This is a genomic window from Undibacterium parvum (assembly GCF_003955735.1).
In the GTDB taxonomy this organism is placed as follows: Bacteria; Pseudomonadota; Gammaproteobacteria; order Burkholderiales; family Burkholderiaceae_D; genus Undibacterium; species Undibacterium parvum.
The window spans coordinates 2,230,032-2,248,117 of sequence record NZ_CP034464.1; the positions used below are offsets into that span (position 1 = coordinate 2,230,032).

The window sequence follows — 18,086 nt, forward strand, 5'->3', positions numbered from 1 at the left end:
AGACTCCAGTAGATTTTTTGCAAGTAGAGAGTAATTAGGTCATTCGACCTATAGCGTGCAAATTATAGGTCAGCCCTACTATTTGTCAATGGCTGTGGGATAATTTACCGGCTTAAGGCTTACGCAAAATTGTTGCGCGCTAGGCGCGCCGCCGAAAACCCTAGCCTGGTACGGGAGGCTAAATCCTGTTACTTACCCATTTATCCTGACATGAATACCACAGCTAGCACTCACCCACTCAAGAGCAAGACCTCGCTCACCACAGAAAAAGGTTTGGGCCGTGCGCTGGAGATTTTGCATGCGGCGCGACGAATTTTTGCCAGCGAAGGTTATGCCGGTCTAAGTATGCGGCGGGTCGCTAGCGATGTCGGCATCAGTTTGAGCAATGTGCAGCATTACTACAAAAGTAAAGATATTCTGATCGAAGCCATGCTGCAGTTCAGCATGAATAATTTTCAGGCCAAGGTCGACGCGATTGCCGCCAATATGGATGGACGCGACCGCATACAACGGCTGGACAGCACGATACAGATGTTCCTGGATGAATTAAGCGACCCGGTCACGCATGGAGTATTTTTTGAGATTTGGGCGCTGGCAGAGCGAAATGAATTTGCCTCTAATCTGATGGATAAGATGTTGGCGCGTGAAAGAAAAGCAATTTTCAAATTAATTCAGGGTATTTCACCGGCAATTTCGGATGAGCAAGCCATGCTCAGAGCGATCTTAATCGTCGCGCAAGTCGAAGGTTTAATGCTATTCCGCTTGCATAAACGCAGCCCGGGCGGCGAGGTCGCGCATATCCATGCGGCGCTGCGGCAAGCCGTGTTGAATCTGGCGACGCAGCCCTAAGTATCTATTTTTTATTCAGCAATTCTTGCCGCTGTTTTTCGTAGCTTTCATAGCTAGTTTTATTTTTTGCCAGACAGTTATTTCTTTCATTTCTATCGTCGATTTTTTTACAGGCGTCGATCGCCTGCTCTTGCATGATGTCGTAAGGGATTGCACAGCCTGCCAGTCCGCATAAAATCAAGCAGCTAGTCGCGAGTGTCGTCGTTATCTTTAACATGTCTTGGCTTCCGATACAGGGCAAATGCAATTGGTGGAGTGAGTTAGAGTGAGCCTAAGCAAAAAAGTTTCACACTTCCTAAGTTCTCGCTGACTTATTAATCTTGCTTTCTTTTTATTACTCCACTAGCATGGGCGAGTTCTTTTCCACCCACAACGCCCATGCACAGCCTGCCCGAGTTACGAGAACTGGAACGTCTGATTAAGCTAGGCGCTGGCCATCTGGAAAGCCAGGTAGTGTGCCAAGTGACTGCCGCCGCGCAGACTTATCCCGTGTATCAACTGAGCCTGGGGAATCCAGATAAAAGTCTGCCTGCGATAGGATTTTTTGGCGGCATCCACGGGCTGGAGCGTATCGGTACGCAAGTCTTATTATGTTTTTTGCGTGGTCTGATTACCCGTCTGAGCTGGGATAAGAGTCTGCATCATCTCTTGCAAGAAGTGCGGCTAGTATTCATGCCCTTAATCAATCCGGCCGGCATGGCAGACAATACCCGTTGCAATTTTCAGGGTGTCGATCTGATGCGCAATGCGCCGGTAGAGGCCTTGGGCAAGGTACCATTTTTACTTGGCGGGCATCGCTACAGCCCGCGTCTGCCTTGGTATCGAGGGGTACTCGGAAGTGAGATGGAGTTAGAAAATCTGGCTCTGTGTCGTGTCGTCAGCGACGAATTACTCAGCCGCCCATTTAGCATTGCGCTCGATTGCCATTCTGGCTTTGGCTTACGCGATCGCCTGTGGTTTCCACATGCGCATAGCGTACATCCAATCTCGCATCTGGCAGACATCCTGGCGCTGGAAGAATTATTCGAACAGAGCCACCCGAATCACCGTTACCTGTTTGAGCCTCAGAGTCTGCAATATCGTACCCATGGCGACATCTGGGATTATCTCTATCTGCAAGCGCAACAAGATCCCGGCAAAACTTTTTTACCACTGACGCTGGAGATGGGCTCCTGGTTATGGGTTAAGAAAAACCCAAGGCAATTGTTCTCACGCCATGGCATGTTCAATCCTACCGCGCAACATCGCCTGCAAAGAGTCTTGCGCGGGCATACAGTTTGGCTGGATTTTTTAATTCGTGCCGCCTGCGGTCATGAGAATTGGTTGGCCACTGGCCCACGCCGCTGTCGTCAGCAAGAACGCGCGGTCGCGCGCTGGTATCGCCCATGAGCAGCAGCGCGCCCACACAGCCCGGCACTTGGGTCTTATTGCGCGGCTTGATGCGTGAGCAAAGACATTGGGGCGCTTTCCCGGCGCAATTTCAAACTGAGTTCGCAGCCCCCGTCATCTGCCTCGATTTTGCTGGCAATGGCAGTCTGCATGCGCAAGCCAGCGCCAGTAATGTGGCGGCCATGTGGCAAGATCTACGCAGGCAATTGCAGCAACTCGGACATAGCCCACCTTATCGGGTGCTGGCTTTATCCTTAGGCGCGATGGTGGCAGTCGACTGGGCCAGACAGTTTCCACATGAGGTAGAAAAACTAGTCTTGATCAATACCAGCCTGGCGCCCTTTAACCCGTTTTATCAGCGTCTCAGACCGCAAAATTATCCAGCTTTGCTGCGTTTTTTGTGCACAGCCTCCTTAGCCCAGCGCGAAGCCCTGATCTTGCGCCTGACCAGCCAGCAAAGCGCTAGCGCAGCGGCGCCAGCTATTTTGCAACAGTGGATCAGCTATGCCAGACTATGCCCTAGCACGCGGCGCAATATTTTGCGCCAGCTGTACGCCGCCATCAGTTATCGCGCCGCCCCAGAGGCCCCCACCGTGCCGCTGCTATTACTCGCTGGGCAGCAAGATAGATTGGTGAATGTACAGTGCTCGATCACCCTGGCGCAGCGCTGGCGCTGTCCGCTCAGGCTACATCCGCATGCCAGTCACGATATCCCGCTCGATGACGCGGACTGGGTAATACAGCAAATCAGACTGTGGCTGAACCAAGTCGAAGTTTAAGACTAAAAATTTTCTAAACTCTCAAACCTGAATGCTCACTATGCAAACCGACTACCCAGCGATCATCGCCTTGCTGTCCGACTATTTCGACGGTCTGTATCGCAGTGATAGCCAATTGCTGGCAAGCGTGTTCCATCCCAGCGCACAATATTTCTGCGCCAGCGACGGCAGCCTGTTGCACCTGACTATGCAAGAGTATTTCCCCATCGTCGCCCAGCGCGAGTCTCCCGCTAGTCGCCATGAAGCGCGCCGGGATCGTATACTATCGATAGAGCTAGCCGGGCCGGTGACCGCTTTTGCGCGCCTGGAATGTGCGATCGGTCCCAAATTTTTCACCGATCTGCTGACCCTGATCAAACTAGAGGGACGCTGGCAGATTATCTCCAAAGTGTTTCACTACGATTTGCAGCCGCTACCCGGATAAAGCAGGTACGACAGGCGTTGGCTTTGGTAAGGCAAAAGCGTTCACCATTTGAGCCGTATTAAATTTAAACCATGCCGCTAACGCGCATATTCCATGCGGGTTTGCAGCCATGCTGGCTGGAGAGGCGCATGGAATATGCGCGAGCGGGGTGTTCACTATTTTTTTTCATAAAAACTACAGTTTTTTCTGATATGCGCATGACTTCAAGCTGCGCTATTTGCTGAAAGCTTACTGAAAGACAGATAGCGGTATGATTTGTCCAATTCTGGAATCTCTTGATTTCCTGATCTCATTACAAGAAAGAGCCGTTCATGTCGTTTGCCGTTCGCCCACTTTGCATCACCCTATCGATCAGCCTGTTATGGCTGGCGCTGGCACCGGTGCAGGCTGAGGATCACAAGGTGCAGTGCATCGTTCCGGCCAAGCCTGGCGGCGGCATGGATCAGACTTGTAAGCTGGCGCGGCAAGCGATGCCAGCTAGCGATATGCAGATCAATTATTTGCCAGGTGGGGTCGGTGCGGTAGCCTGGAGTTCTATCGTGGCGCAGCGCAAGAATGAACCGAATACCCTGGTGGCGTATTCAGGCGGCTCCTTATTGAATCTGGCGGAGGGTAAATTTGGTCGCTCTGAACCTAGTCATGTGCGCTGGGTGGCAGCGATAGGCACCGATTACGGCATGATCGCGGTGCGCGCCGATTCACCTTACCAAAATTTGCGTGATTTGATGAAGGCCATCAAAGACAAGCCTGCGGCGGTGGCGATCGGCGCCGGTGGCACCATCGGTAGTCAGGATTGGCTCAAGATGGCGCAGCTCTCGAAACAATCGAAGATCGATCCTAAGAGCTTGAGGTTGGTGGCGTTTGAGGGCGGTGGTGAATCTTTCACTGCGCTATTGGCTGGCCACGTACAGGCAGTCTCTGGCGACGCCTCAGAAGCGAGTCTACATGCGCGTGAAGGCAAGATACGGGTATTGGCGGTATTGTCGGACGCGCGCTTGCCGGGTCCGCTGGCGAACGTGCCGACGGCGCACGAACAAGGTTACGACGTCACCTGGCCGATTATTCGCGGGGTCTACATGGGGCCGCAGGTCAGCGAGGCGGAATATCAAAAATGGGTGAGTCACTTCCAGACTGTGATGGCGACCCCAGCCTTTGATGAAATGCGCAAGGCGCATGGTCTGTATCCGTTTGCCATGACTGGCAAAGCCCTGACTGACTACATAGAACGCGCAGTACAAAATTACCGCACGCAGGCGCAAGAGTTTGGTCAGGTACGTTAGCTAGCAGTTTGCAGTAAAAGTAAGCGCGCAATAAATTTGATCGCTATACCCGCTTCATCCATAAACATTCATAAATAAAAAATTAGATCCCATCACGGAGTAGACAAAATGATTTCAAAATCACTCATAGTCAGCGCTATCACAGGTCTTAGTTTCAGTCTGTCGGCTTGGGCGCAATTGCCGGCCGGCTATCCGGCCGATTACAGCAAGATCGTCGATGCCGCGAAAAAAGAAGGCAAAGTGGTGATTTATAGCGCCACCGATACTAAGGCGGTCGAGCCTTTGATCAAAGATTTCAAGAGCATCTACCCGGAATTGCAGGTCGAATACAACGACATGAATTCCACCGAAGTCTATAACCGCTATATTTCTGAAATGGCGGCCGGCGGCAATAGCGCGGATCTGTTGTGGTCATCCGCCATGGATCTGCAAATTAAATTGGCTTCGGATGGCTATGGCCTGAGTTATGCCTCACCAGAAATCAGCAATATCCCAGCTTGGGCAATCTGGAATACGACCGCCTACGGCACCACTTTTGAGCCGGCCGTATTTGTCTACAATAAGCGTCTGGTGAGCGCGGATGAAGTGCCTAAGACCCACGCCGAGTTTGCCAAGCTAATTAGCACCAACACCGGAAAATTCAAAAACAAGGTGACGACTTACGATATCGAAAAATCGGGTGTCGGCTTCATGTTCATCACTCAGGACAGCCGCGAGAATACTGATTTTTGGAATCTGGCCAAGGCCTTTGGTACCGCTAGCGTGCGGGTACAGTCTTCTACCGGCACCATGTTAGAGCGCATCTCGTCCGGTGAAAATCTGCTCGGTTACAACATCCTCGGTTCTTATGCTCTGGCCAGAGCCGCCAAAGATCCTTCGATAGGCGTGCAATTTTCTACCGACTACACGCTGATCCTGGCGCGTGTGATGTTTATCAGCAAAGCCGCTAAACACGCCAATGCGGCCAAGCTTTGGCTTGATTACACACTCTCCAAGCGCGGTCAAAATATTATCGCCAATGAGGCGAATTTATTTTCTATCCGACCCGATGTCACTGGCGAAGCCAATCCTAGAGGCTTGGCAAAAAGAGTCGGTGCGGGCATGAAGCCTTTGCCGGTTAATCCTATGCTCTTGCAATATCTGGATCAAACTAAACGCCTGGCTTTCCTGAAGCAATGGAAAGAAACCGCAGGTAAGAAGTAAACCCCTCAATTGTGCGTAGTCGCTGTTGCAGACCTGAGCCGTGACTACGCGCTCTCTTCCCCTTTTTATATTTGCATGCGTTAGCGTCCTTGGATCTGATGTAGGCTAAGCACATACTTTTTAATTTGAACAGGGCATCTTATGCACACCCCCGCTCTCGCGCCCCCCGCTAAATGGTCGCACCTCAACTGGCCACGCGGTTTGGTCGTTACTTTGGCCTTGTTGGTGATCTTTACGCCGATTTGTCTGATATTTTTTCAGAGTTTTTTGTCGGCGCCCTTCTTTGCGCCTATCAAAGAATTTACCTTTGATTCCTATCGTTTCATTTTTGATGATCCGGATTTTCGCGACGCTTTCTGGAATGGTCTGATACTCGCCAGTGGCCTGGCCGGGATCGCGGTGCCGCTCGGTGGCATGTTGGCGTTTTTGATGACGCGTACCGATCTGCCAGGGCGCAGCTGGATAGAACCGATGTTACTGGTGCCGATTTTTGTCTCGCCTATGGTGATGGCGTTCGGCTATGTGGTGGCGATGGGGCCAGTCGGCTTTTATACGCTGTGGATCAAGCAATTGACCGGCGTGGAACCATGGAATATTTACTCCTTCTTTAGCATCGTGCTGATCGCAGGACTGACCCATGTGCCGCACGTGTATCTGTATTCTTCTTCGGCTTTGAAGAGTCTAGGCTCCGATGTGGAAGAGGCCGCTCGTGTGGCAGGTGCTTCACCGTTTCAGGTGGCTTTGCATGTTTCCCTGCCTATGATCATGCCAGCGCTGGCATTTGCCGCGGTACTGGTGTTTTTCCTCGGCTTTGAAGTGTTCGGACTGGTGCTGGTCTTAGGTGATCCTGAGGGCCATCTGGTGTTGGCCACCTATTTGTATAAATTGACGAATAAACTCGGTACCCCTTCTTACCATCTGATGGCGGCAGCGGCAGTCTGTCTGGTGGCGGTCACCATGCCTTTGGTGATGATACAGCGCTGGTTACTCAAATCTGCGAATAAATATGTCTCCATCAAGGGCAAGGGCGCACGTCAAAAACCCCTGCCTTTGGGACGCTGGAAATGGTTGGCATTTGCGGTGTTGGCGGCTTGGTTGGCCTTCACTATCGTGATCCCGTTGTCGGGGATCGTCTTGCGCGCTTTTGTTTCGTATTGGGGTGAAGGCGTGCAACTGGCTGATGTGCTGACCTTGCAACATTTCCGCGATATTTTAGAGCAGCCTTCGCTGATGCGCGGTATTTTGAATACTGTCTTGATCGGCGTTATCGGTGGTGCCTTGGCTGTCATCTGTTATGCCGCGATTGCGCTGGCGATGCATAGAAAACCGGATGGCATTACCCGTCTGCTCGACTACAGCGTGCTGGTGCCGCGTGCCATTCCAGGTTTATTGGCAGGTCTGGCATTTTTATGGGTATTTTTGTTCGTGCCTAGCTGGCTGGAAGGCGGGCTCAAGCACTTCGACAATCCTGTGGCGCTGTGGTTAATGGACAATTTGATCCCGCCGTTGCGTGAAGTGCGCTCCACCATCTTTTCAGTCTGGCTGGCGTATTCGGTGGTCTGGATGGCGTATGGTCTGCGGCTGATCTCCACTGCCTTGTTGCAGGTAGGACCAGAGCTGGAAGAAGCCGCACGTGCGGTCGGTGCCAGCCGTGGCCAGGTGACGCGCGATGTAACTCTGCCCTTGGTGAAGTTTGGCCTGATGGGTGCCTGGTTGATGGTGTTTCTGATCTTTGAACGTGAATACTCTACCGGTGTGTATTTGCTGTCACCTGGTACTGAGGTGATCGGTGCCTTAATCGTCTCGCTGTGGGCGGGCGGTTCAGTCGATCTGGTGGCTGCACTATCTTTCATCAATATCGCGCTGGTCGCTGTTGGTCTGGGTCTGGCACTACGTTTCGGCGTCAAGTTAAGCCATTAAAAAATCGTCTTAGAACAAACGAATACCTACAAAATTAAGAGAGCACATTATGTCTGAATTACGCGTCAATGAATTAACCCTGGAATACGGTTCCGGTGCTACTGCCAATCCTATTCTCAAGGGCGTTTCCATGAATCTGGAACGCGGCGAAGTGGTGGCCTTGTTGGGACCATCCGGTAGTGGAAAAACCACGCTGTTACGCGCCGTCGCAGGGTTGGAAACACCTAAGACCGGTAGTATCCATATCGGTGAACGTAAAGTGTTTGATGGCGCTGCGCATTTAGAGATTCCGGCCGAGCAACGCAATCTGGGTCTGGTATTTCAATCCTACGCACTGTGGCCGCACAAGACCGTTAACGACAACGTAGGCTACGGGCTAAAGCTGCGCAAGATGAACGGCACCGATATTGCCGCCAAGGTCAAAGAAGTCTTGGCGCAACTCGGCCTGGCACACTTGGGTGAACGTTTTCCGCATCAATTGTCGGGCGGTCAGCAACAGCGGGTGGCGATAGCCCGTGCGCTGGTGTACAACCCACCCGTCATTTTGCTGGATGAGCCACTCTCGAATCTGGACGCCAAATTGCGTGAAGAGGCGCGCGCCTTCTTGCGTGAACTGATCGTGCGACTGAATTTATCGGCACTGATGGTGACGCATGATCAGGGTGAGGCGATGGCGATTTCCGATCGTATTTTATTACTTAACAATGGCGTGATTGAGCAGCAAGGCACACCGCAAAGTATGTACGAAACACCGGCTACCTTGTTTACTGCTGAATTCATGGGCAGCAATAACCGCCTGCGCGGAAAAATCGTACAGCGTGACGGCGAGTTTGCCACCATCGATGTCAACGGTAGCAAGCTCAAGGCAACTTTGCGCGGAAAGCATGTAGGCGAGGAGGCGACTGCCATCATCCGCCTGGAAAAAGTGCGCCTGTCATCTACCCAGACCGATAATGCGATCAAACTACCTTTGACCACCTGCATGTATTTGGGGGATCGCTGGGAATGTCTGTTCGGCCATGCCGGTAGCGAGGGCAGTCTACGCGCCTATTCCCCGTTCAAATTAGAGCAGGGCGAATACTGGTTGCAACTGGATGCCGATAAGCTGTGGCTGTATTGATTTTTAGAAAAAACCCTTAGCCGCAGTAAGTAGTAAATAAAAAAATCCGGATGAAATATCCGGATTTTTTTTATGCCGCACTTTTAGTGCTGACTGATCACTAGGCTTTGATAGCCCGCATCGTTACGGATTTCATGTTCCGAAAACGGTACTTTTAACCAGTGTTTATTCGCATAATATTCACTGAAATTACTGTAGCGCCGCGAGGCCGGGTCGTCCGATAGCGAGTGGCTTAGCATGCTGTAGGCCTCCACCCCATGTGGCTGAAATCTCACCACTTGCATATAGGTATTGCCGTTAGGATTCAGGTCCATGCTATAGCCACCCTGATCTAGCTGATTCTCAGAGCAACTGACCGTGAAATAACCTGAGTATTCACAACCGCCATACAGACCTATGCGTCTTTGATTGCGAGTGAGGAACAGCGTTTCGGCGCGCGTTGCCAACATACCGAAACCACTGGCCTGCACCCGCACGACCGCCGCCGCAAAAGCCTGTTGCAGATAGCCGCTGGCTGCAGGTTTCAGGTCGCGTGGCGTGTGGATCGCATCGCTGGCATTAAATTGCACTTGATACAGCTGCGCTTCGGGTAACAGCGAGGCGCGCCGCCAGAACTCATCCCAGACATGGGCTGCGCGCGCGCCAGGATTGCCGGTATTGTCCCAGGCCCGCAAGGCGGCGCAGGCGGCCCGCACATCGATCGCGCTACCAGGGAAACTCTGGCCAGTCTCAGGATCACTGTATAGATTTATTTGCGGCGCGGCGCAAACCAGCGCTATCGCCTGAGACTTGAAGAGTTCGGCTGTCAGCGCCCGGCTGTTGAGCACCATCAGCTTCAGCGTTTCTATACTTGCTTTATTTCCGGGATAGCCATCCTGCCCATCCAAGCGTCCTTGCGCCATAAGATGGCCGAGACGAGTACGCATAGACAAAGAAAAATTCCCGGTATCGCCCATGATGTCGGGGTAGCCGCTCATTAGCTGCTTGGGATTAGTGCTCCAATAGCTGTCGTTCATATTGGCAACATAGTCGCTGCGCTGCAGACTTGGCATACGGGCGGCGCCCAGTGCTCCGGCTTGTGCCGAATCGGGATCGGTTTTCCAGTCGCAACTACTGCGCGCACCGTCAAAAAACGGGATGCGTGCCAATTGCGGAATCGCGCCCAACATCTGGCCTATCGGGGTGGTGCAGTCTGCGGACTGGGCCGCGCTGACGTTGGGTACCGCACCAATATCGGCATACCAGACCTTACTGCTGCCGCGCCCTATCGCTGCGGTGTTAACCCAGGGAATGGCTAACTCTTGTTTTTGGATGCGAATAAATTCATCCAGAGAACTGGCCTGGTTCCAGCGTAACCAGTTACGAAAACTGCGAAAATTGTCGGCATTGATGTCGCGTATTGCAAACGCAGTGTTGGTATTCCAGGCCAGTGCCGGATTGAGTAAGCCCAGATTGACCATGGGCCCAAATTCGGAGCGATACAGAGTACGTTTCACTTGCCCCACGCGGCCATCGGCTTGCAACACATCCACGCTTAATTTGACGGCCTTCATCTTGACTTTTTTACCGTCGCGCAGATAGGCGCTAGTATCGTCGCTGGCCAGACTGAGTTCGAAGAAGCCAAAGCGGCGGGCGGTCGAGACCGTATGGCTCCAGGCGACATTGTCGTTATAGCCTATCAAGATGACCGGCACTCCCAGAAACGAGGCCCCGCTGACATTGATTTTGCCGGGGATGCTGAGCTGCGTCTGATAAAAGCGATCAGGTCCGCGCCAATACCAATGCGGATTACCAAACAGCAGTGGACTAGCAGTATCGCTGGCGGCACTGCCATAAGCGATCATATTGCTGCCTACGCCATGCTTGCCGCCTACCTGCATAGCAGGTAGTTTGATGTGTTCGGGTAAGAGTTTTTGTGGAAGCGATTGTTTCTGCATCACAGGACTATTTGTCGGTGGCTGCGCGCTGGCGATGCTGTTGAGCCAGTTGCTATAGCCACCGGCCAGATTGGCAGCCACCATACGTCGGTAGATGTCTTCGGTTTCTATAGGCCGCAGCCAGGCCGCATAACGGCAGGTACGGTGTGCGGTATTGCTGCTATTTTTTAGATGCTGCAGATAGCGGTTATAACCTGCCGCAAAACCTGCGATCAGTTCGCGCAAGTCGGTATTTTGTGCGGCTTTGGCAGTGGCAATCACGCTCGCTGAAATTATATGTTTATGATAAAAATCAGAGTCCAGATTGGCGGCCGCTTCTAGGGTACTGCCGTTCAATGGCCCTGCCTCGGCACCCAGATACAGCGAACGCTCACCACGGTAGGTGATAAAGGCATCGGCCATAGTGCAGAGATTATCTTCGGCCTGAGCGTAGCCATAACCGTAGCCCAAATTACGCCAATTATCCGCCTTGATGTGTGGCACACCCAAACTGGTGCGGCGGATTTCGGCGTGATAGTGATGATGCAGGTCAAAATTTGGTGGGCTGAATTGCTGATTTTCTAGAACATTGCTGGCCGCAAAACTGAATAGCGGGCAGACCAAGGCGAGCAGCGCGCACTTGGTTGTAACAGGCATGCTTGGTGGTGTCATTATGATTCCTTATTGAGTCTTCAATCGGAACAGAAAATGGCCGTGCATGAGCGCTGAAGCCTGCGGCCAGTGTGTCTAAAAAGCTAATTTAGAGCCTCATTATTGGTAAAAATGTAATTTATTGCAATGTTTCTTTGGTAATCCTTTGCTAATCATTTGCGAGTTTATATTTGCTATGCATAGTTGCAATAAAATCGAGTATGCTTACTCTGATAAGTGCATTTAGGCATCTGGTTTTTGAAAGTTTTCATGAAATTAAAGCAGCTCTTGATCTTGTTAGTGTGCCTGCCATCGCTGCTGATGGCGGCCGATGCCGTCCCCGAGCTACCCGCCACCAGCGAAGCGGATGCCGCCTTGGAGAGCATCCCGCTGGCGCCGCCTTCTTCGGCCGCGCAAAAACTGTATTCCGCAGCGAAGAACGATCTTTTGCAAATCCGCGTCTTGCTCAAAAGCGGGCGTACCCAGGCCTCGGTAGGTTCGGGGTTTTTAATTGGTAGTAGCGATTTGGTGGTGACCAATTACCATGTGATGTCGCAAATTGCGCTAGAGCCTGAGGTGTATGTTGGCGAGTTCGTCGATACCAATGGCCAGCGCGGTGATGTCGAATTGTTGGCGGTGGATGTGCTGCATGATCTGGCTGTGGTACGAGTGAGTCGCAAAGGCACTGGATTTTTCAAGGTGCCAGAATTGCCTGCCAAATTATTTGCTCTGACGCAGGGTCAATATTTGTATTCGTTGGGGAATCCTCTCGATCTTGGCTTCGCCATTTCTGAAGGTTCGTACAACGGCATCATAGGCCGGGCTTTTTATGATCAGTTCATGTTTACCGGCCCTATCAATTCTGGTATGAGTGGTGGGCCGAATATCACCGCCGAAGGCAAGATCGCCGGGGTGAATGTTTCTAAGCGCCTCGATGGCGAACTGGTGAGTTTTTTGGTGCCAGCGCGTTTCGTGGTCGAGCTGCTCAATAAAGTGGCGGCACAAGCTGAACAAAAAAAGAAAACGGCGAAAGACTTTAATGCCGAAGTAGCTCAACAACTGATCGCGCATCAAAACGTCATGGTGAACAAATTACTCGAAACGCCTTTGACGCTCAAAGCGCTGGGACCGTATCGGGTGCCGGTCAGGGAATCTGAGCAGGTCCGTTGCTGGGGGCGCTCCAATGCTAAACCCGAGGCGCCGTTTGAAGTCGATCAAATGAATTGCCAGATGGAGTCGGCGATCTATGTTTCGGCCTTGATGCAGACCGGGAATATTGCGATACGGCATACCTTTACCCGTAGCGAAAAACTCGATGCGCTGCGTTTTTCTCATCTGATCAGCAATAGTTTTAAAAATCAAGTTCCGGCCGGGAATAAAGATCAGCGCCTGACAGCGGCAAGTTGTACTGAAGACTTCGTAAAGAATCCAAGTTTGCCCTTACGCGCTGTGTTGTGCGTGCGCGCTTATAGAAAATTTTCTGGGCTGTATGATTTTGCCCTATTCACCGCCAGCACTGACCAGAGTCGCATGAGCCTGCAAAGCCGTATCGATGCGCGCGGGGTCTCGTATGAAAATGGGATGCGGCTATCGCGCCTATTCCTGAACTCTATCAGCATCAACAAAGTGAGCAAGCCATGAAGTCCGCTTACTACATAGAAATTCTCTCGCGCAATGGCGAGGTGCAGCAGCGCCACGGTCTGAGTGGTTTGCCGATACGTCTGGGGCGCGCTTACGACAATGATTTTATTCTCGATGATGTACATACTGCGGCGCATCACGCGGTGGTCGATCTCGATCCGCAAGGGCAACTGTGCCTGATCGATTTGGGTAGCCGCAATGGTCTGGTCTACAAGGGTAAACGCCACACATTGTTGAGCATCGATGGCAATGCAGTGGTGCGTCTGGGGCAAACCAATGTGCGTCTGCGTTCTGCCGATTTTCAGGTCGAGCAAGAAGCTTTCGACACGAATAATTATGCCTGGGAAGGATTGCCACCGGCCTTGACCGGCCTGCTGATGATCTGCATCCTAGGTCTGTTTGGCACCTGGTTATCCGATACCGATAAATTTGCGCCGATACGCTATCTGATTGCCTTAGCGCCAGTACTGGCGACTGGCTTGGTGTGGAGCGGCATGTGGGCTTTTGCCAACCGCCTGTTTGGTGGCCACGCACGCTTTGGTCGTCATCTGTTTATCGCTGCCTGCGGTCTAATGCTCGCTGAACTTTGGAGTTTTAGCAGTGCGCTGCTGGCCTTCGCTTTTTCATGGGAGGTTTTGACACGTTACGGCAGCCATATGTTTGTCGCGATTGCGGGCGCTACTTTGTATTTTCATTTGCTCACCATCAAGCCGCGCCCGAGCCGACGGCTACTGATCACGGTCGTATTTTTGTCGGGGCTAGGATCGGCTCTGGTGTTGATGCTGAACCATCAGCGGTATGGCCGCATGGCAGACGAGTTTTACATGAATGATTTGTTTTCTCCGGCGCTACGCGTCAGCAATAATCATAGTGTCGATGGGTTTATGCTGAAGGCCGATAAACTCAAGGCTGGAGTCGATAAGGGGCGTAAAAAAGCTGCAGATAATATTGGTGGCGAGAGTGATGACACAGAGTGACGTCAAATAATTGCCATTTCAGCCAAACTAATTTAGCTGAGTTAAGATGGTGATTCAGGCGTATGCCTGCCCTCAATTTAACGCTAAGAACTTAATAAGGCTGAACCATGAAACTATATTATTCTGCTGGCGCTTGTTCATTGTCACCGCATATCGTCTTGGAAGAAGCGGGTCTGAAGTATGAGGCGATCTCGGCACCGACCAAGACCCATCAACTGCCGGACGGCAGCGATTATTACAAAATTAATCCACTAGGCTATGTGCCCTTACTGGTGCTGGATGACGGCAGACAATTGCGTGAAGGCCCGGCCATCGTCCAATACATCGCCGACCAGGTACCGGATAAACATCTGGCCCCCGCCAACGGCACTTTTGAACGCTCCAAATTACAAGAGTGGTTAAACTTCATAGGCACCGAAATACATAAGGGTTTCAGCCCGCTGTTTAACCCCGCTACACCGGCTGATTACAAGCCTATGGTGCTGAGCAGATTGGCCGAGCGCTTGAAGTTTACCGATGGTGAGTTGGCAGGTAAACAATATCTGATGGGCGACACATTTACAGTGGCTGACGCGTATCTGTTTACCGTGACCAACTGGGCGCAATTCGTCGGTCTGGATATATCGGGCTTGAGCAATTTGCTGGCCTTCCGCGCCCGCGTGGCAGCTCGCCCGGCAGTGGTAGCGGCGATGACGGCAGAAGGCTTATTGAAGTAAGTGTAGCGCACGGGTTGCTACCGGTTTTAACTGACCGCAACCCGCAACCCGCCTCGGATTCAAATTAAGAAATGCATAATTACAGTAGTACCACCGTCTTATTAATGGCGATACCGGAGCTGAAAGAGATAGCGCCGCGGCACTATGAGGAAATTCTTGATCAGGCAAAACAAGATCGTTCCGCCATCCCATGGAGCCGTTTCAGTGCATTGGCGCTAGGCTGCGCCGCCTTATATTTTTGGTTCCAATTCGGGAGCGGACGACATTTGCAAGACGAATCAATCTGGTCTGCCATCTTCATCAATCTGGGACTCATTTACGTCTTCGACGGTATCGTAGAATATTGCATGCTCAGGATGCTCAGAGATAAAGTGCTGGCGCAATTAGCCAAAGCGCCCCAGAGCGAGGCACAATGTGGATGCGCCTTCTGGCAGCAAAATGGCTTGTAAGGCGCATGGATATTGCGCCTGCCTTTTTAATTTTCTTAAATTTTAATCCCGAATAGGCGCTGCAAGGCCTTAGCGCCTGGCTGACTAATCCCCAGTGCGCGGCTGTCCAGATCGCGTTCTAGCCAGCCGCGTTGCAGCAACAGAGCGAGCAAGGCGGCGCCTAAAGCACCACCCAGATGCGGTCTACGCTCGCTCCAATCCAGGCAGGAGCAGGCGAAGCGTCGTCGCAATTTCAACGTGGCGCTGACATCGACACCGATCTCTTGCAAGCCACTGACGCCAGCTGCACTCAAGGTATAGGCCGGGTCGTCGGATGCGCTAGTCAGTAACCAGCCGCGCTCCATCATGCAGTCGTGAATCTGCACCGCAACAGTACCCGCCATATGGTCGTAGCAAGTACGCGCGCGTCGCAATCTACTCGGTGTATTCGGTACAAACTTGGCTTTGGGGACGCCCGCCAAAGACAGTAAGGCTTCTAGCGCGACGGCCACTTGGCTGCTGGCCAACTGATAGTAGCGATGCTTGCCCTGCGCCATCAGCTTGACCAGGTTTTGTTGCTTGAGTTTCGCTAAATGCACGCTGGTGGTCGAGGGGCTGACCTCAGCCACCACCGCTAATTCGGTGCTGGTTCTGGCGTGCCCATCCATCAGGCAGCATAGGATGCGGGCGCGCGCCGGTTCGGCGATGGCGGCGGCCAGTTGGGACAGTTGGGTGTCAGCGTAGTCTGCATGCATAGTTTGATGGTAAGCGAATTGTCGCAGGCGATCAAGCGCTACACTGCGTTCCATACTTTACTTCTTAAGCACACAAAATGTTTCCATCAAACCCAGTCGCCGCGGTCTGCCATTCTGATCCTTATCCCTATTACCGCAGTCTGCGGGTTGGCCCAGCCTTGCAATTTGATACTGAACTCAAGCTCTGGGTCGCCAGCAGTGCGGCCGTAGTGCGGCAAGTACTGGAGCATCCAGCATGCGTGGTGAGACCAGCGGGCGAGCCTGTGCCACTCGCCATCGCTGCCACTAGCGCTGGGCAAGTCTTTGGCCGTCTGGTCAGAATGAATGAAGGCCGTGCCCATAGCACGCCTAAGCTGGTCTTAGCGCAAGCCTTGGCCTCGCTAACACCGGAGCAGATCGCCGCCAGAACCAGTTATTTTTCAAACTTGCTGGCACAGCAGCATGGCCTGCCAACTGCCGCGGGCATCAATGCCTGGATGTTCGAGTTGCCAGTGTATGTGGTGGCTGATTTGCTCGGCTTTGCCGAAACGGAGTTGTCGCAATTGGCCATATGGATGGGCGATTTTGTGCGTTGCCTGTCGCCTTTGAGTCGTGCCGAACAACTGGCTAGCGCCGGCCTTGCCGCACAGTCTCTGCTAGCGCGTTTCGGTGAATTGTTGGCCGCCACGTCGACTAGCGAAAATAGTTTAGTCAGCCGGATACAGCAAGCAGCGCGGCAAGTTGGCTGGCAAAATCAGGATGCGATACTCGCCAACCTGATCGGCCTGTTGTCGCAAACCTATGAGGCAACAGCCGGTTTAATCGCAAATAGTCTGGTGGCCTTGCTGAGCCAAAACGGCTTGCAGCAGCAGATGCGCGACACGCCTGAGCAAATCGCGGCAATGCTGCAAGAAGTTTGCCGTTATGATCCACCGGTACAAAACACCCGTCGCTTCGTGGTGCAGACCTGCAGCATCGCCGGAGTCGAACTCCAGCCTGGTGACGCCATTCTGCTGGTGTTGGCGGCGGCCAGCAGAGACGAGAGTGACTTCCCAAATGCCGATGAATTTAGTCTGGATCGTCCTGCGCATACTCTGCTAGGTTTTAGTCACGGCCGCCACCTTTGTCCGGGACAAACTCTGGCCCTGGGCATAGGCACAGCGGCGTTGCAAAGCTTGCTGGCGCTGACTATCGGTTTAGATCCAACACAATTGCAATGGACGTATCGCCCCTCGCTGAATGGCCGTTTGCCGCTGTTTCAGCAAATTTCTCCTACCCTCACAGAAAGTCACTAAGATGATCGCCGTTATTTTTGAAGTACTGCCGCATGCGGCATCCAAGCAAGCCTATCTGGATATCGCCGCTTCGCTCGCACCTAGCCTCAAGCAGATGGATGGCTTTATCTCGATAGAGCGTTTTCAGAGTCTGAGTAATTCACAAAAAATTCTTTCGCTGTCGTTCTGGCGCGATGAAGCGGCGGTGGCCGGCTGGCGCAAGCACGAGGCCCATAGAGAAGCGCAAAGTCAGGGCCGCAACGTGGTGTTTGAGGATTACCGCCTGCGTATCGCCGGCGTGATCCGCGATTACGGCATGACAGAGCGCGCGCAAGCGCCAAGCGATAGCCGCAGCGTGCATGGCTGATACTCTTTGGTATTGGCAAGCGGTGCTGCGCTGCCAGCTTGATGCCGGAGTAAGCCGCTAAAAAAAATCCGGACTGTTCTGGCTGGCCACTCATACGCTGATGAATGGTTTGCCAAAATAGTCCGGATTTGGAACGCAGTGTCGTGATGCTGACCTTACGTTCCGGGAGCGCCGTTTAACGCTGGCGGTTATTGCTGAGTCGCCGCATTGGGCGGCGTGGCGGCTGCGGCTGCTGGCGCGACATCCTTCGCCTGGCTTTCGGCAGGCTTGTTGTCTAGCTTGGCAGTTGGTTTAGCTTCGCTCTTGACTGCCGGCTTAGCGGCCGTTTTCTGTCCCATTGCCTTATCGAGTTTGGCTTTGTCTGCCTTGAGCTGATTGATCTGTGCCTTGCGCTGTTCTGCAGTCACAGGCTTGTCAG

General features: G+C 52.6%; 18 protein-coding genes. 14 read left to right on the plus strand and 4 right to left on the minus strand.

Features of this window, described 5'->3' with window-relative positions:
* Nucleotides 1-210 precede the first annotated feature (210 nt).
* Nucleotides 211-849 carry a TetR/AcrR family transcriptional regulator gene (locus EJN92_RS09700; protein ID WP_126127630.1) on the plus strand — a complete coding sequence of 213 codons (639 nt, stop codon included), beginning with the start codon at nt 211-213 and terminating at the stop codon, nt 847-849.
* 4 nt (nt 850-853) lie between these two features.
* Here the strand turns inward: EJN92_RS09700 and EJN92_RS09705 are convergent, their stop codons facing one another.
* Complete coding sequence (locus EJN92_RS09705; RefSeq protein WP_126127631.1) at nt 854-1,066, minus strand: hypothetical protein; 213 nt, start codon at nt 1,064-1,066, stop codon at nt 854-856.
* A gap of 161 nt (nt 1,067-1,227) precedes the next feature.
* Between EJN92_RS09705 and EJN92_RS09710 the strand changes: the two genes are divergently transcribed.
* The 7 genes from EJN92_RS09710 (at nt 1,228) to EJN92_RS09740 (ending at nt 8,964) form a co-directional block, all read left to right on the plus strand.
* Complete coding sequence (locus tag EJN92_RS09710; protein ID WP_126127632.1) at nt 1,228-2,238, plus strand: M14 family zinc carboxypeptidase; 1,011 nt, start codon at nt 1,228-1,230, stop codon at nt 2,236-2,238.
* Nucleotides 2,235-3,017, plus strand: a complete 783-nt coding sequence (locus tag EJN92_RS09715; protein WP_126127633.1) for an alpha/beta fold hydrolase — start codon at nt 2,235-2,237, stop codon at nt 3,015-3,017. The genes EJN92_RS09710 and EJN92_RS09715 overlap by 4 nt, the downstream gene beginning before the upstream one ends.
* Before the next feature lie 31 nt (nt 3,018-3,048).
* On the plus strand, nt 3,049-3,441 hold the full coding sequence (locus tag EJN92_RS09720) for a nuclear transport factor 2 family protein (RefSeq protein ID WP_227869786.1): 393 nt from the start codon (nt 3,049-3,051) through the stop codon (nt 3,439-3,441).
* Nucleotides 3,442-3,752: 311 nt separating this feature from the next.
* Entirely contained in the window at nt 3,753-4,721 is a 969-nt protein-coding gene (locus EJN92_RS09725; RefSeq protein ID WP_126127634.1) for a Bug family tripartite tricarboxylate transporter substrate binding protein, read from the plus strand.
* A 108-nt stretch (nt 4,722-4,829) separates the two neighbouring features.
* On the plus strand, nt 4,830-5,924 hold the full coding sequence (locus tag EJN92_RS09730; RefSeq protein WP_126127635.1) for an ABC transporter substrate-binding protein: 1,095 nt from the start codon (nt 4,830-4,832) through the stop codon (nt 5,922-5,924).
* Nucleotides 5,925-6,065: 141 nt separating this feature from the next.
* Entirely contained in the window at nt 6,066-7,844 is a 1,779-nt protein-coding gene (locus EJN92_RS09735; RefSeq protein WP_126127636.1) for an ABC transporter permease, read from the plus strand.
* 49 nt (nt 7,845-7,893) lie between these two features.
* Nucleotides 7,894-8,964, plus strand: a complete 1,071-nt coding sequence (locus EJN92_RS09740) for an ABC transporter ATP-binding protein (protein ID WP_126127637.1) — start codon at nt 7,894-7,896, stop codon at nt 8,962-8,964.
* Nucleotides 8,965-9,047: 83 nt separating this feature from the next.
* On the opposite strand, the gene EJN92_RS09745 is transcribed toward EJN92_RS09740, so the two are convergent.
* Complete coding sequence (locus EJN92_RS09745) at nt 9,048-11,552, minus strand: penicillin acylase family protein (RefSeq protein ID WP_126127638.1); 2,505 nt, start codon at nt 11,550-11,552, stop codon at nt 9,048-9,050.
* 249 nt (nt 11,553-11,801) lie between these two features.
* Here EJN92_RS09745 and EJN92_RS09750 point away from each other — a divergent pair, with 249 nt between their 5' ends.
* From EJN92_RS09750 to EJN92_RS09765, 4 genes are all read left to right on the plus strand, one after another.
* Entirely contained in the window at nt 11,802-13,172 is a 1,371-nt protein-coding gene (locus EJN92_RS09750; protein ID WP_126127639.1) for a S1 family peptidase, read from the plus strand.
* Nucleotides 13,169-14,149, plus strand: coding sequence for an FHA domain-containing protein (locus EJN92_RS09755; protein WP_126127640.1), 981 nt, complete (start codon nt 13,169-13,171; stop codon nt 14,147-14,149). Before EJN92_RS09750 ends, EJN92_RS09755 begins: the two co-directional genes overlap by 4 nt.
* Before the next feature lie 107 nt (nt 14,150-14,256).
* Nucleotides 14,257-14,865, plus strand: coding sequence for a glutathione transferase GstA (gene gstA / locus EJN92_RS09760; protein WP_126127641.1), 609 nt, complete (start codon nt 14,257-14,259; stop codon nt 14,863-14,865).
* A gap of 71 nt (nt 14,866-14,936) precedes the next feature.
* A complete protein-coding gene (locus tag EJN92_RS09765) occupies nt 14,937-15,314 on the plus strand; it encodes a hypothetical protein (protein ID WP_126127642.1) in 378 nt (125 codons plus the stop codon).
* A 35-nt stretch (nt 15,315-15,349) separates the two neighbouring features.
* Here the strand turns inward: EJN92_RS09765 and EJN92_RS09770 are convergent, their stop codons facing one another.
* Complete coding sequence (locus EJN92_RS09770; protein ID WP_126129862.1) at nt 15,350-16,048, minus strand: ArsR/SmtB family transcription factor; 699 nt, start codon at nt 16,046-16,048, stop codon at nt 15,350-15,352.
* Between the two features lie 77 nt (nt 16,049-16,125).
* Between EJN92_RS09770 and EJN92_RS09775 the strand changes: the two genes are divergently transcribed.
* Nucleotides 16,126-17,322, plus strand: coding sequence for a cytochrome P450 (locus EJN92_RS09775; RefSeq protein WP_126127643.1), 1,197 nt, complete (start codon nt 16,126-16,128; stop codon nt 17,320-17,322).
* 1 nt (nt 17,323) lies between these two features.
* Nucleotides 17,324-17,668 carry an antibiotic biosynthesis monooxygenase family protein gene (locus EJN92_RS09780; RefSeq protein ID WP_126127644.1) on the plus strand — a complete coding sequence of 115 codons (345 nt, stop codon included), beginning with the start codon at nt 17,324-17,326 and terminating at the stop codon, nt 17,666-17,668.
* 188 nt (nt 17,669-17,856) lie between these two features.
* On the opposite strand, the gene EJN92_RS09785 is transcribed toward EJN92_RS09780, so the two are convergent.
* The gene (locus EJN92_RS09785) at nt 17,857-18,075 is read right to left on the minus strand and encodes a hypothetical protein (protein ID WP_126127645.1); all 219 of its coding nucleotides are present in this window, start codon (nt 18,073-18,075) and stop codon (nt 17,857-17,859) included.
* Nucleotides 18,076-18,086 lie beyond the last annotated feature (11 nt).

Excerpts from the sequence above, each read along its gene's own strand:
- EJN92_RS09700 (WP_126127630.1), top strand. The coding sequence starts at position 211 with ATGAATACCACAGCTAGCACTCACCCACTCAAGAGCAAGACCTCGCTC.
- EJN92_RS09705 (WP_126127631.1), bottom strand. The coding sequence starts at position 1,066 with ATGTTAAAGATAACGACGACACTCGCGACTAGCTGCTTGATTTTATGC.
- EJN92_RS09710 (WP_126127632.1), top strand. The coding sequence starts at position 1,228 with ATGCACAGCCTGCCCGAGTTACGAGAACTGGAACGTCTGATTAAGCTA.
- EJN92_RS09715 (WP_126127633.1), top strand. The coding sequence starts at position 2,235 with ATGAGCAGCAGCGCGCCCACACAGCCCGGCACTTGGGTCTTATTGCGC.
- EJN92_RS09720 (WP_227869786.1), top strand. The coding sequence starts at position 3,049 with ATGCTCACTATGCAAACCGACTACCCAGCGATCATCGCCTTGCTGTCC.
- EJN92_RS09725 (WP_126127634.1), top strand. The coding sequence starts at position 3,753 with ATGTCGTTTGCCGTTCGCCCACTTTGCATCACCCTATCGATCAGCCTG.
- EJN92_RS09730 (WP_126127635.1), top strand. The coding sequence starts at position 4,830 with ATGATTTCAAAATCACTCATAGTCAGCGCTATCACAGGTCTTAGTTTC.
- EJN92_RS09735 (WP_126127636.1), top strand. The coding sequence starts at position 6,066 with ATGCACACCCCCGCTCTCGCGCCCCCCGCTAAATGGTCGCACCTCAAC.
- EJN92_RS09740 (WP_126127637.1), top strand. The coding sequence starts at position 7,894 with ATGTCTGAATTACGCGTCAATGAATTAACCCTGGAATACGGTTCCGGT.
- EJN92_RS09745 (WP_126127638.1), bottom strand. The coding sequence starts at position 11,552 with ATGACACCACCAAGCATGCCTGTTACAACCAAGTGCGCGCTGCTCGCC.
- EJN92_RS09750 (WP_126127639.1), top strand. The coding sequence starts at position 11,802 with ATGAAATTAAAGCAGCTCTTGATCTTGTTAGTGTGCCTGCCATCGCTG.
- EJN92_RS09755 (WP_126127640.1), top strand. The coding sequence starts at position 13,169 with ATGAAGTCCGCTTACTACATAGAAATTCTCTCGCGCAATGGCGAGGTG.
- gstA (WP_126127641.1), top strand. The coding sequence starts at position 14,257 with ATGAAACTATATTATTCTGCTGGCGCTTGTTCATTGTCACCGCATATC.
- EJN92_RS09765 (WP_126127642.1), top strand. The coding sequence starts at position 14,937 with ATGCATAATTACAGTAGTACCACCGTCTTATTAATGGCGATACCGGAG.
- EJN92_RS09770 (WP_126129862.1), bottom strand. The coding sequence starts at position 16,048 with ATGCATGCAGACTACGCTGACACCCAACTGTCCCAACTGGCCGCCGCC.
- EJN92_RS09775 (WP_126127643.1), top strand. The coding sequence starts at position 16,126 with ATGTTTCCATCAAACCCAGTCGCCGCGGTCTGCCATTCTGATCCTTAT.
- EJN92_RS09780 (WP_126127644.1), top strand. The coding sequence starts at position 17,324 with ATGATCGCCGTTATTTTTGAAGTACTGCCGCATGCGGCATCCAAGCAA.